9 protein-coding genes are annotated in these 13570 nt (G+C 63.2%); all 9 read left to right on the top strand.

Annotated features, from left to right (window positions below; translation table 11 throughout):
* The first annotated feature begins 64 nt into the window (after nucleotides 1-64).
* Nucleotides 65-2632, top strand: a complete 2568-nt coding sequence (locus tag JW897_RS23230) for a T6SS effector BTH_I2691 family protein (RefSeq protein ID WP_048415592.1) — start codon at nucleotides 65-67, stop codon at nucleotides 2630-2632.
* A gap of 1 nt (nucleotide 2633) precedes the next feature.
* Nucleotides 2634-3794: a DUF6708 domain-containing protein gene (locus JW897_RS23225; RefSeq protein ID WP_082159138.1), complete on the top strand. Its 1161-nt coding sequence runs from the start codon at nucleotides 2634-2636 to the stop codon at nucleotides 3792-3794.
* Between the two features lie 46 nt (nucleotides 3795-3840).
* On the top strand, nucleotides 3841-5004 hold the full coding sequence (locus JW897_RS23220; RefSeq protein ID WP_082159139.1) for a DUF6708 domain-containing protein: 1164 nt from the start codon (nucleotides 3841-3843) through the stop codon (nucleotides 5002-5004).
* An 86-nt stretch (nucleotides 5005-5090) separates the two neighbouring features.
* Nucleotides 5091-6950 carry a type VI secretion system baseplate subunit TssF gene (gene tssF, locus JW897_RS23215; RefSeq protein ID WP_205467818.1) on the top strand — a complete coding sequence of 620 codons (1860 nt, stop codon included), beginning with the start codon at nucleotides 5091-5093 and terminating at the stop codon, nucleotides 6948-6950.
* Nucleotides 6914-7939, top strand: a complete 1026-nt coding sequence (gene tssG / locus JW897_RS23210) for a type VI secretion system baseplate subunit TssG (RefSeq protein ID WP_019103378.1) — start codon at nucleotides 6914-6916, stop codon at nucleotides 7937-7939. Before tssF ends, tssG begins: the two co-directional genes overlap by 37 nt.
* A gap of 47 nt (nucleotides 7940-7986) precedes the next feature.
* Nucleotides 7987-10620 carry a type VI secretion system ATPase TssH gene (gene tssH, locus JW897_RS23205; RefSeq protein ID WP_205467817.1) on the top strand — a complete coding sequence of 878 codons (2634 nt, stop codon included), beginning with the start codon at nucleotides 7987-7989 and terminating at the stop codon, nucleotides 10618-10620.
* Between the two features lie 12 nt (nucleotides 10621-10632).
* On the top strand, nucleotides 10633-12072 hold the full coding sequence (locus tag JW897_RS23200; RefSeq protein WP_205467816.1) for a hypothetical protein: 1440 nt from the start codon (nucleotides 10633-10635) through the stop codon (nucleotides 12070-12072).
* The gene (locus tag JW897_RS23195) at nucleotides 12069-12332 is read left to right on the top strand and encodes a PAAR domain-containing protein (RefSeq protein ID WP_019103381.1); all 264 of its coding nucleotides are present in this window, start codon (nucleotides 12069-12071) and stop codon (nucleotides 12330-12332) included. The genes JW897_RS23200 and JW897_RS23195 overlap by 4 nt, the downstream gene beginning before the upstream one ends.
* A gap of 34 nt (nucleotides 12333-12366) precedes the next feature.
* Entirely contained in the window at nucleotides 12367-13458 is a 1092-nt protein-coding gene (gene tssA, locus JW897_RS23190) for a type VI secretion system protein TssA (RefSeq protein WP_081576475.1), read from the top strand.
* Nucleotides 13459-13570: the final 112 nt, after the last annotated feature.

Genomic DNA, 13570 nt, shown 5'->3' with positions numbered 1-13570 from the left:
TCGTCGGTTTAAGGCCTGAGGCAAGTTGGCGCAAGGCAGCGTCGGAAAACCTGGAATCAATCAAGTGAGCACTAAAACCCCCTGCGGTAACAAATTTTGCGGCAAGACCGGGCTGATGCTGCTGCCGCTGCGCTATGCGGTGGCGGCGAGCGAGGAAGGGCACGCCGAGTTTCCGGAACTCAGCGGCACCCTGGGCCAGGGCGTGGCGGACAAGAAGCTGCGCACCGCCGCCTACACCGTCCGCATGCTGCGCCAAGGTTATCTGTATGTGATGACCAAGCGTTCGGGCAAACTCAAATGGGAGAGCGCCTGGGCGGTCAATCACCAGGGCTACATCGCCAGAATCGCCTTGGGCGACGCGGTGCAGCCCCCGCCGTTTACCTGCACCACCAAGGGCGACGACATCAACGCCTCGATGATCTCCATCGAGAAAGCGCAGGATGTCAGCGAATTCCGCGTGCTGTTCCTGCCGGACCCGCTGTCCAAGGCCGCGCTGAGCAAGATCGAATCCGACAGCAAGCTGCATAACAAGCTGCAAAAATTCCAGGCCAAGGCCGTGACGCAGCCGCATGCGCTGCAGCCGGGCGACCTGCGCTCCAAGGTGGTGGAATTCCGCTCCATCGAAGGCGGCGAGCGCAAGCTGGCCCCGCGCTTCAACAACCACATGCACCCCTTCTTCGGCGCGGAAGCCAAGCTGGTCAAGAATGAGCCTTACCCCTATACCGGGCGGCTGAAAAACCTGGGCGTGGAACTGCTCAATAAAAAGGGCATGGCCATCGTCCTGCACGACCCGCTGGGTCTGGCCCAGGAACTGAACAGCTGGCGCAATCTGTCCATCGCCCGGCTCTGCACGGTGATGGCGGCGGAGAGCACCGTGTTCGCCAATTACAAGAACGAGCAACTGATGGCCATCATCCGCTCGGTCAACGCTGCGGAGGAGCAGGTGCGCAACGGCGCCATCAGTCGGCGCGAACCCAAACTGGGGGTGGCCCTGGATGACTTGGCCAAGGAGGCGAAAAACAACCCAAAGTTCCGGGCTCCAGATTTGAGAGGCATCCCGTATGACAGTATCTACAAGAACCGGGAAGAGTACGAAAGCAAAAAGCAGGAATGGCGGCGCAAGTACGCCAAGGGTATAGGGGATGGTGCTTGGGAGAAATATGGCAAGCGTTTGTGGCCCAAGTCGTCCTACAACGCGGTGCTCAAGAGCTTCGAGGCGCTGGGCGACGTTTGCGACCAGAAAAACCAGGAGCGGGCGCAAGACTTGATGCAGTGGCTGAACGCGCCGCTATTGCACGACACCCTGGGGTTTTACGATGACCAGCACTTTGAGAGCGGCGTCGCTTTCGCCGGGCAGGTCGGTTTTTGCGTGCACGGCCTCAATAGCTGCGACATTGGTCAGGAATGGCTGATCAAGCAGGTCGAGCAAAAAGACCTGAAGCCCAGCGCGATGGTGTTCAAAGCCGCAATGCTGAACTATAAGACCGCGACCGAGGCCTATGTGGCGAAAGGCGGGCTCAGCGACGCGCTGTCCCCGTATGAAAAAATACAGGAGGCCGGCAAGGGCATCAGCGATGTCTGGTCCAAGGTCAAGGACCTGGCCGAGAAGCTGGAAACCGTCGCCCATGTCAGCGGCGTCAGCACCGCCCACCTGGGCGGCGTCAACCTGCTGCTGTTGCAACTGGGCCACGCCGGGCTGGCGCGGATGCCGGGCGGCAAGCTGCTGGACAAGCAGGTGCTGCGCGCCGGCGTGGTCCACCGGCTGCTGTCGCTGTCGCTGGGCAAGATCATGAACAAGGATCTGGCGGCGGCCTACCCCAATCCCAACGCCTTCGATGCCAAGAGCGTGGCGGCGGCCAAGGCCCAGCGCAATCAGATCAATAAGCTGCTGACCGCGGCCAGCAAATCCAACAGCATGAACGGCCTGCGTTTCGGCTCGGTGGTGGCGATGCTGGAAATGATGAATGTGATGATGAAGGCCGGCAAGCTGGGGGAAAAGCCGGCGCAGCGCGAGGCCTGGGAGCTGACTGCGGCCGCCTTGGGCCTGGGCGCGGTGATGCTGGAGCTGACCGGCAGCGTCTGCGAGAAGATAGGCGAGAGCCGCAACCCGGCGCTGATCAGCGGTAGCAAGGTGGGCGTCGGCGCCTTGAAGCTGGCTTCCGGCGGCTTGGGTACGGTGGCGGGTGTAATTGGTGCGATTGTAGACTTTGATAATGCTAACGATGCAAAGTCCAAAAATATTAATTTGGCAACCGTGTATTTCCTTAGAGGTATTGTCTCCACTTCTGGAGCCGTGGTTGGTGTCGGAATTGCCTTAGGAGCCTCTGGGCCATTTTTGGAGTGGTTGCTCAAACGTGCAACAAGTGATTTTGGTCGGACTTTATTGCAAGGGATGCTTAATGTCAGCAAATTTGCGGCAGGGGAGCGTATTGCCTTATTGCTACTGCGTGGCGCACGTTTATTCACTGTGGTAGGCATAGGTTTGACTGTGGCGATCTGGTTGTTTAGCGATAATGCGTTGGAAAGCTGGTGTGACAAATCCTGCCTGCGCAAGGATAGAAAGGCCGCGGGTTTTGGTAGCGCGGTGGAAGAGGGTGCGGCTTTGGATGCTGCCGTCTTGGAGGTAAAGTGAGATGTATCTGATGGAATGGATGGTGGTCTTGGACCACAAGCGCTACAAACCTGGATCGATATGGGATGAGCAACAAAAGAAGAATGCCGAGCGTGAAAAAAAACATGAGAAAAAACTGTTCGCTCAAGGCCTAGGGCATTTGCGGACGGCGAAAGAGTCGGATATCCATGAAAGCCGTTCAGAGGTGGTGGATGACAATGGATCTATCTACCGTAAGACAAAGGCTTACTTGGATGTTTGTACTTACAACGATGATAAACGAGGTTTGATCACTTTACTTATGGGAGTAGTTTGTCTTTATCTTATAGGTGGAGTTGATTTTTTGGTTTTTATTTTGCGGCAAGCTGTAACAGGACTTGATGAGAGTGGAGAGGTCGTTTCTCTCTCTAGTTTGATTTTTCCTTTGGTAGCATTTAGTGTCGTTGTTCCATTGTTGTATTTTGTTTTTTTTCGTTATTTAATAAAGGCTTGGCGTTTAGAGGCTTTTACTGTGCGCCGATTGATGGTGCGATTCAATAGAGAAACGCGCAAAGTCTATTTGTTGCGACCTGGTTTTTTGGGCGGGGTCAAAGCTTATGACTGGGAGGAAGTTGACGCCATTTTGCCAAAAAATATGCCGAATCATGAGGGTATAGGCGGCATGCTGGTATTGGCGGTTAAGACGGAAGAAAACGAAAATCCTTATCGGGATTTTGGCGTGGATGGCGCCTTCCTGGGCTTGCCGAGCCGGGACTACCAGCATTTGCTGTCGTTCTGGGAATATATTCGCCGCTTCATGGAGGACGGCGCGGACGCGGTGCCGGCGCCGAAGCGGCTGCGCAGCAAGTGGCCCAACCCCTTGACCAGCATGTGGACGGTGTCGCGGCTGAGCCTGCCGGGCGGTTTCGATCTGGGGCGCAGCTTTTTGTGGCTACGCCTGGCGTTGACGCCGGTGTTCGTGATCTGGGGCCTGGGCCATTACGCCTCGCTGCTGTTGAGCTACGAGGGCCGCTTCCCCAAGGCGATCCGGCAAGCGAGCGGGGAGTCGGAACTGCGTTCCTGGCTGGAACTGCTGGCTTACAACCTGCTGCCGCTGCTGTATACCGCCGTGGGCTTGTGGCTGTACTACGCCTGGCGACACGGTCTGGACTGGCGTTTGCCGCTGTCTTATTTGGGGCTATAGGCAAAGCCGGATGATGATGGCGGTTTGAAAACAGGAAGAGAGGCTTATGTATTTTTTGGAATGGTCGCTGGCGATGGGACGGCGCAAGCATAAGCCAGGCTCCTGGTTTGACGATATCCAGAAAGACATTGCCGAAGAAAATAAGGACGACGCCAAGAAAATGCTGGCGCGGGGTGTACGCTATGACCCGGATTTCCGTGAAATTGATGTGAAAGAGAGCCGGTCTGAGTTATTGGATGATAATGGTTCTCTCTATCGAAAAACGAAAACCTATTTGGATCTTTGTACTTACAATGATGAAAAGAGAGGGCTGATTACATTTCTTATGGGAGTAGTTTGCCTTTATCTTGTTGGTGGCGCTGATTTTTTGATTGCTATTTTAAGGGAAGCCATAACAGGGGTCGATGCGAGTGGTCGGGCCTCTTATTATGATGCGGATTTGTTTTTTCCTCTAACCGTCTTGGTGTGCATTGTCCCACTTATTTGGTTCATTTTTTTTCGCTACTTACTAAAGGTTTGGCGTCTGGAAGCTTTTACCATGCGCCGACTGGTGGTGCGCTTCAACCGTCAAACGCGCAAAGTTTATTTATTGCGGCCCGGTTTTTTGGGCGGGGTCAAAGCCTACGATTGGGACATGATTGATGTTGGCCTGCCCAAGGACATGCCGAATCACCAGGGCATAGGCGGCATGCTGGTGCTGGCGGCGCGGGCGGAGTCTACCGACAATCCGCACAGCCCGCTGGGCGTGGATGGCGCTTTCATTGGTTTGCCGAGCCGGGACTACCAGCATTTGCTGTCGTTCTGGGAATATATCCGCCGCTTCATGGAGGACGGCGCGGACGCGGTGCCGGCGCCGAAGCGGCTGCGCAGCAAGTGGCCGAATCCCTTGAGCAGCATGTGGACGGTGTCGCGACTGAGCCTGCCGGGCGGTTTCGATCTGGGGCGCAGCTTCTTGTGGTTGCGCCTGGCGTTGACGCCGGTGTTCGTGATCTGGGGCCTGGGTCATTACGCCTCGCTGCTGTTGAGCTACGAGGGCCGCTTCCCCAAGGCGATCCGACAAGCGAGCGGGGAGTCGGAACTGCGTTCCTGGCTGGAACTGCTGGCTTACAACCTGCTGCCGCTGCTGTATACCGCCGTGGGCTTGTGGCTGTACTACGCCTGGCGGCATGGCCTGGACTGGCGTTTGCCGCTGCGGTATTGGGGCGGCTGAAGACTTGGCCGGGCACAAACACTAAAACAGGGCGGGCGGCGCTCGCCTGCTGAAATGAATATTTGATGAATTGCGCGTGAGCCTTAATGCTTGAATCCTTATTGCCGTATTACGAACGCGAACTCGGACACCTGCGCCAGCTGTCCGGCGAGTTCGCGCGCCGCTATCCCAAGATCGCCGGCCGCCTGCAAATGGAAGGCGACCAGTGTGAAGACCCGCACACCGAACGGCTGATCGAGTCCTTCGCCTTCCTGGCCGCGCGCATCCACAAGAAGTTGGACGACGAATATCCGGAGGTGGCCGCCAGCTTCCTCAATGTGCTGTATCCGCACTATCTGCAGCCGATTCCCTCGGCCACCATCGTACAGTTCGAATGCGATCCGCAGCGGCCGGAGATCGCCAAGCGCTACCGGGTGGAGCGCGGCCAGCCGGTGCACGCGCCGGCGATGCAGGGCGTGGTGTGCAAATTCCGCAGCGCTTATCCGGTGGATCTGTATCCGCTGTCGCTGACCGAGGCCAAGCTGGAGCTGACCAGCGGCTCGCCCTATCTGCGCCAGCTGGCGCCGGACGCGGCGGCGGTGCTGACGCTGGAGTTCCACACCCACGGCGGCCTGGCGGTCAACGCCATCGGCCTGCAATCGCTGCGCTTCTTCCTGGACGGCGAACCGGCGCTGATGCACTTGCTGTACGAGATGCTGCTGTCCAATGTCCAGGGCGTCAGCGTGGGCGACGGCAGCGAAGACCCGGCGCGCACGCGCAAACTGCCGGCGAGCAGCCTGCGGGCGGTGGGCTTCGGCCGCGACGAGGGCCTGCTGGACTACGACGAGCGCTCCTTCATGGGCTATCGGCTGCTGACCGAGTACTTCTGCTATCCGGACAAATTCCTGTTCGTCGATCTGCTGCAGCTGGACAAGGCGGCGGCGCGGCTGGACGGCGAGAAGCTGGTGCTGCGCTTGCTGCTGGACGAATACCCGGACAGCGAGCGCCACAACCGGCTGCAGACCCAGTTGCAGGCCCAGCACCTGAAGCTGGGCTGCACCCCCATCGTCAATCTGTTCACCCAGCCGGGCGAGCCCATCCGCGTCACCCACCAGAAAGCCAGCTATCCGGTGCTGGTGGACGCGCGCAAGCAGCAGGCTTACGAGGCGATCCAGATCAAGCGCGTGGTGAGGGTGGAGAAATCCGGCGACGGCGAAAGCAGCGAGGAGGTGCCGCCGTTTTACGCGATACGCCACGGCAGCGAAAAGAAGGCGCCGCGCTTTTATTGGCACGCCAGCCGGGAGCCGTCGCCGCGCCAGAGCGACAAGGGCACCGATCTGGAGCTGCATCTGGCGGACCTGGAGTTCAACGCGGTGCGGCCGGCCACCGAGGTGCTGAGCCTGGAGCTGCTGTGCAGCAACCGCGATCTGCCGGAACAGATTCCGTTTGGCGGCAGCCAGTCCACCCAGCGGACGGATTTTTCCCTGCCCGGCCATTCCGTGGTCAAGCGCGTGCGCCTGCTGCGCAAGCCCAGCGCCAGCCAGCGCTGCCCGCTGGGCCGCGCGGTGCAATGGCGGCTGGTGTCGCATCTGTCGCTGAACTACATGTCCATCGTGGATTCCGGCTGCGCCGCCTTGCAGGAAATGCTGGCCTTGTACAACCTGACCGATTCCCCGGTGAATGTGCGCCAGATCCAGGGCGTGGTGGGGATTGAAAGCCAGCCGGCGGTGACCCGCGTGTCCGGCCGCGATTTCAGCGGCTTCGTGCGCGGCAGCGAAATCCGCCTGACGCTGGACCCGGATTACTACGTCGGCGGCAGCGTCTATCTGTTCGCCGCGGTGCTGGAGCGTTTCTTCGCGCTGTATTGCGCGCCCAATAGTTTCACCCGCCTGCGGGTGCATGCGGTTCAACAAGACGAGGAGGTTGCCTCATGGCCAGCCCGAGCCGGCGAAGCCCTCGTGATCTGAAGCTGGAGCTGGCGCGCGACGCCAGCCAGTTCGGCTTCTTCCAGGCGGTGCGCATCCTGGGCCTGTCCGCGCGCAAGCGCGGCGAGCGCCGCGGCCGGCTGCCGGCCAGCCTGCGTTTCCGCTCGCTGGCCTCGCTGTCCTTCCCGCCCAGCGAACTGAGCCGTTATCAGCCGGCCAAGGAGCCGGAGCAGCTGGACGCCACCGACGAAATGACGGTCAGCTTCATCGGGCTGACCGGGCCCAGCGGCGCCTTGCCCACCAGTTACACCGAGTTGCTGCTGGAGCGTCGCCAGCAGTACAAGGACGGATCGCTGCACGCCTTCCTGGACATCTTCAGCCATCGCGCCACCGCCTTGTTCTTCGGCGCCTGGCGCAAATACCGCTATTGGCTGGAAGTGGAGGCCGGCGAGCGCGACGGTTTCACCCGCAATCTGCTGGACCTGGGCGGCCTGGGCCTGTCGCAGCTGCGCAAGCAGATGGGGCCGGACGCGAGCCTGGACGAAAACCTGTTCATCTATTACGCCGGCCTGCTCAGCCAGAAGCCCTTGTCGGCGCAGGCGCTGGAAACGCTGATCCAGGGCTTTTTCGGCGTGGACGCCGCGCTGGAGCAGTTCGTCGGCCAGTGGATGCAGGTGCCGGCGGCGGAACAAAGCCGGCTGGGCGACAGCGAGAGCGAGCTGGGCGTGTCCTTGTTCGCCGGTTCCCGAGTCTGGGACCGCCAGACCAAGCTGCAGCTGCGGCTGGGCAGCATGCGCCGCGCCCAGTTCGAGGCCCTGCTGCCCGGCGGCCCCGGCGCGCAGGCCTTGCAGGCGCTGCTGCAATTCGCCGTCGGCCACAATCTGGCGGCGGACGTCAGCCTGGTGCTGGACAAGCGCGACGTGCCGGCGGCGCAGCTGGGCGGCCCGGCGGATTTGCGCCTGGGCGGCAATTGCTGGCTGGGCCCGCAGAAACAAGACCCGGAAGACATGCGCTACGCGCTGCTGCATTGAGCGGCGCGGGCGGAATCGACTTTTCATTTTGAGCGTATTGGAACGATATGTCCGTATCCCTGAAAGCCCTGATCGACAGGCTGACCCCCACCGCCCGCCAGGCGATTGAGCAGGCGGCCAGCCGCGCGCTGGCGCGCACGCATTTTGAAATCGAGATCGAACACGCGCTGCTGGCGATGTTCGACCAGGACAATAACGCCGCGCTGGCGGCGCTGCATGCGTTGGGCGCGGACCTGCCGCGCATAGAGCGCGAGCTGGAAGCCGCGCTGGACGCCTTCCGCAGCGGCAACACCCGCAACCCGGTGCTGTCCGCCTGGCTGCCCAAGTGGCTGGAGAAGGCCTGGCTGCTGGCCAGCGCGGAGCAAGGGCAGGCCGACGTGTCCACTTTGGACCTGCTGCTGGCGCTGTGGCAGGACGAGGCGCTGCGCGGCGCGCTGCAATCCGGCTCCGCCGCCTTGGCGCGCCAGGACGCCGGCCGGCTGCAGGGCGCTTACGCCGCCTTGCGCCAGCACGGCGGCGAGGCCTCGGCCAACGCGCCGGCGGCGAGCGAGGACGCCGCGCCGGCGATGGCCGCGCCCGCGGCCGGCAAGCGCGGCAGCCCGGCGCTGGACAAATACACGATAGACCTGACCGCCCAGGCCAAGGCCGGCAAGATCGATCCCATCCTGGGCCGCGACGTCGAAATCCGTCAGATGATAGACATCCTGATGCGCCGCCGGCAGAACAACCCCATCCTCACCGGCGAGCCGGGCGTGGGCAAGACCGCGGTGGTGGAAGGCCTGGCGCGCAAGATCGTGCACGGCGAAGTGCCGCCGGTGCTGGCCGGCGTCACCCTGCGCACGCTGGACCTGGGCCTGTTGCAGGCCGGCGCCAGCGTCAAGGGCGAGTTCGAGAACCGCTTGCGCCAGGTGATAGACGAGGTCAAGGCCAGCCCGGTGCCCATCATCCTGTTCATCGACGAGGCTCACACCTTGATCGGCGCCGGCGGCGCGGCCGGCCAGAACGACGCGGCCAACCTGTTGAAACCGGCGTTGGCGCGCGGCGAGCTGCGCACCATCGCGGCGACGACCTGGGCCGAGTACAAGAAGTACTTTGAAAAAGACGCCGCGCTGGCGCGCCGCTTCCAGGTGGTGAAGGTGGAGGAGCCGGCGCCGGAAATCGCCGTGCAGATGGTGCGCGGCCTGACCCCGGCGATGGCCGAGCACCACAAGGTGGAAATCCTCAACGAGGCGGTGGCCGCCGCCGTGCATCTGTCCAGCCGCTACATCGCCGGCCGCCAGCTGCCGGACAAGGCCATCAGCGTGCTCGACACCGCCTGCGCCCGCGTCGCCTTGTCGCGCGCCGGCAAGCCGGGCCCGATCGAGGACGTGTCGGTGCTGATAGACAATATCGACCGCGAAGTGACCGCGCTGCAGCGCGAAGAAGGCCACGCCGAACGCATTGCCGAACTGGAAGCCCGGCGCGCCGAACTGCAGGCGGACCTGGAGAAGCTGCACGCCGCCTGGGACGAGCAGCAAAAGCTGATCGCGGAAATCGACGAGCTGAAACAGCAGCAGGCCGAGGCCAAGCCGGCCAAGAGCAAGAAGCTGAGCCCGCTGCAGACCAAGCGCAAGGCGCTGCGCGAATTGCAGAAGCACCAGCCGCTGGCTTTCGAGTGCGTGGACGAGAGTGTGATCGCCGACGTGATTTCCGGCTGGACCGGCATCCCGCTGGGCCGTATGGTCAGCAATGAGCTGGAGCAGGTGCAGAAGCTGGCCTCGCTGCTGGGCGCGCGCGTCATCGGTCAGGACCACGCCTTGGAGCAGATCGCCGAGCGGGTGCAGATCGCCAAGGCCAATCTGGAAGACCCGGGCAAGCCCAAGGGCGTGTTCCTGCTGGTGGGGCCGTCCGGCGTGGGCAAGACCGAAACCGCGCTGGCGCTGGCCGAGGCTCTGTACGGCGGCGAGCGCAATCTGATCACCATCAATATGTCGGAATATCAGGAAGCGCACAGCGTGTCCGGCCTCAAGGGCTCGCCGCCGGGCTACGTCGGCTACGGCGAAGGCGGGGTGCTGACCGAGGCGGTGCGGCGCAAGCCCTACTCGGTACTGCTGCTGGACGAGGTGGAGAAAGCCCATCCGGACGTGATGGAGCTGTTCTTCCAGGTCTTCGACAAAGGCTTGCTGGAAGACAGCGAAGGCCGCGAGGTCGATTTCAAGAACACCATCATCCTGCTGACCTCCAACGCAGGCACCGATCTGGTGATGCGCGCCTGCGAGCACGGCGTCACCGTCGAGGGCGAAACCCGCGACCCGACGCCGGAAGACCTGGTGGAGATCCTGCGGCCCACGCTGCAAAGCGTGTTCAAGCCGGCCTTCCTCGGCCGCCTGACCATCGTGCCCTATCTGCCTATCAGCGATGAAGTGCTGCGCGCCATCGTCGGCCTCAAACTGAACAAGATTCGTCAGCGCATCGCCGACAACCACGGCGCGCAAGTGGAGTTCCCGGAGGAACTGGCGGAACAGATGGCGGCGCGCTGCCTGGACGTGGACAGCGGCGCGCGCAACGCCGACGCCATCCTGACCCGCACCCTGCTGGCGCAGATCTCCAGCGATCTGCTGGCGCGCATGGCCAGCGGCAAGCCGGTGAAGAAGATCGCCGTTTCGCTCAAGGGCGAGCAGGTCAAAGTGCGGCTGAGCTGAGGAATCGCGTCCATGTGGAAAATGTTGGGCCTGTTCGGCGTCAGCACCGTCGCCTGGTGGGGGCTGCTGTGGCTGGTGTTGCCGCAAAGCTGGCAGCGCATCAGCCCGTCGGCCATCCTGCTGCTGCACCTGGGGCCGCCTATGCTGCTTAGCGCCGGCGTCAAGCTGTGGGGCTATCTGAAGGAAAAGCGCGCCAAGCAGGAAGAGGCGGACCAGGAGGCCGCGGCGGAGGCCGAGCGCCAGTCCGCGCGCGACGCCGCCCGCGAACGGCATCTGGCAGAATTGCGCGAACGCCAGGCGGCGGTGGACTGCCGCTGGCTGTGGGCGCGCGCCGTCCCGGCCAACGGCGAGCCGAGCTGGCTAGTTGAAGCGCCGGATGGCTGCCTGTGGTCGTGCCTGGACGCGGCGGACATCGACGCCGACGAGGCGCTGCAAGTCTTGCGGCCGCATGTGGTCGAGGCGTTGCGGGAGCTCTACGCGGTCGCGCCCGGCGCGGCCTGGCTGCCGTTGATGATGGAAGTGCTGCCCAGCGAGTCCGGCATCGAGCAGATCGCCGCGGCCAAGGAATGGCAGACGGAGGCGATGGCCGACACGCTGGAAGACGATTGGCCGACGCCGGAGGCGCGCTTCCTGGCGGGGGCCGGCACCGGCACGGTGGCGGACCGCGCGCGGCAGCTGCTGCAACAGGAGCCGGAACTGCCGGGCGTGATCGTGCTCGGCGCCGATGCGCCGCTCCTGCTGCAAGGCGCCGACGAAGACGACTCGCAGGACGCCGCGGCGACGGCGCGCCGACGCCGCTTGGGCAAGTCCGGCTTGGCGGTGGCGGCTTTGCTGTTCCTGCGCGAGCAGCTGCCGGAGCCCGAGCTCGGCCCGGTCGCCGTGGCCGAGGGCGCCGATCCTTACCAGCCTTACTGGGAAAAGGACTTCAGCCGTTCCAGCGGCAGCTGGGGCATGGTGCCGGCCCGTCATCAGGCCGGGCTGGCCCAGTTGCCGGTGCTGGCCCAGGTGGGCCAGTCCAGCGCCGTCGCGGTGCAGGAGGAGCGCGCGCTGCAATTGGCGCGCCAGCTGCAAGCGGTGCTGGACAACGCCCTGGTCAACGCCGCGCTGCTGGACTACCCGTTCAGCCCGGAGGAGGCCAAGCCGGAAAACGACCAGGCGGCCAAGCTGGCCTGGCTGACCCACAACAGCGGCGACGTCGACGGCGGCGGCGTGCGCCTGGCGGCCATCGCCAGCGCCTTGAGCCGGCACAAGGTGGAACTGCACCCCATCGAGGAGGCCAGCAATCTGGCGCGGGACTGGGGCGACGTCGGCGTCGCCGCCGACGCCATGCTGGCCGCCGCCGTCGTCAGCCACAGCGCGCGGCTGGCCGCGCCGGCCGTCCTCACTCAATTCAGCAACGACCACGTGGCGCTGGCCATGGCCAGGCCGCCGCGCAAGGAGACTACCGCATGAAACGCGTGATCCGATTGGGCGACCCCACCGATCATGGCGGCAACGTCGTCAGCGCCGCCTCCAGCACCACCTTGTTCGGCAAGCAGGTCGCCTGCCTGGGCGACTCCGTCACCTGCCCGCAGCAAGGGCACGTCAACTGCACCATCGTGGAAGGCGACCCCACCTGGGTGGTGGGCGGCAAGCCGGTGGCCTTGGAAGGCCATAAAGTCAGCTGCGGCGCCTCGCTGATCTCCACCATGCCGGAAGTCGGCAAGGGCTGATCGCAACCTCTCTATATATAGAAGCCACACAAGCATGGAAAACATCGAACAAACCGTGGAGCAGCTGCTGGCTCCCATCCCCGGTTCATCGCCGGCGGGCGAGGACCTGGCTTACTCCACTCTCTTCGACCAGATTCGCGAGGCCCGCCGCAGCGACGACCCGGGCTTGTCGCAAGGCGATTGGGAGCAAACCCTCAAAACGGCGGAATGGCCCAAAGTCATTCGCCTGTGCGAAGACGCGTTGCGTCAAAGCAGCAAAGACCTGCAACTGCTGGCCTGGTACGCGGAAGCCCAGGTCCAGGCCAACGGGATCTCCGGTCTGGCCCTGGGCCTGGCCGCGCTGGACGGCTGGCTGCGTCAATACTGGGAGAGCGGCTATCCGGAACTGGACCCGCACGATCTGGACGAACGCGTCGGCAAGCTGGAATGGCTGAACCAGCAACTGGGGCTGGCCATCCGCAACGTGCCGTTGCTGAAGCCCGAGTTCGGCGCTTACGGCTGGAACGACTGGCAGCAATCGCGCGACGTGGAAAACCTGGGCTTGAAAGACGCCGACGCCAAGGCCGCCGCCATCGCCGAGGGCAAGCTCTCCGGCGACGAGTTTGAAAAGAACGCCAACCTGTCCGGCCACGCTTGGTTCCAGAGCCAGGCCGAAGCGCTGGTAGAGGCGCTGGGCCGCTATGAAGCGCTGGACGAGCAAGTGGACCAGCGCTTCGGCGGCGAAGCGCCCAGCCTGGCGGATATCCGCAACGGCATCTACGCCTGCCAGGATCTGGTGTTGCGTTACCGTCAACAAACCGCGCCGGCCGGCGTTGCGCCGGCTCCCGTCGAACCCGCCGTGGAAAGAAAAGCCGTGACCCAAAGCTATAGCGCGCCCACCCCCGCCGCTTCGACGGCCCCCGTCGCCTTCAACGGCCAGATTCGCAGCCGCCAGGAAGCGGTGCTGATGTTGAGCGAAGTCGCTCGTTACTTCCGCAGCAACGAACCGCACAGCCCGGTGGCCTTATTGGCCGAACGCGCGGCGCGCTGGGCCGAGATGAGTCTGGAAGAATGGCTGCAGCACGTGGTCAAGGACGATTCCACGCTGAATCAGCTGCACGAACTGCTGGATGTGCGGCGGGAATAAGCGGTTTCAGGCCCCTGCAACGGTACGGGCCGGCGTTTCGCCGGCCCGTTTTTCATGGTTTCGCGGGGCTGGTGGCGGGTGCGGGCAAATACCCTGTCCGGATATCCTCTGC

It is taken from the genome of Chromobacterium alkanivorans (assembly GCF_016937655.1).
GTDB lineage: Bacteria > Pseudomonadota > Gammaproteobacteria > Burkholderiales > Chromobacteriaceae > Chromobacterium > Chromobacterium alkanivorans.
The sequence above is the reverse complement of the archived record's forward strand: the minus strand, read 5'-3'. Positions and strand labels throughout refer to the sequence as shown.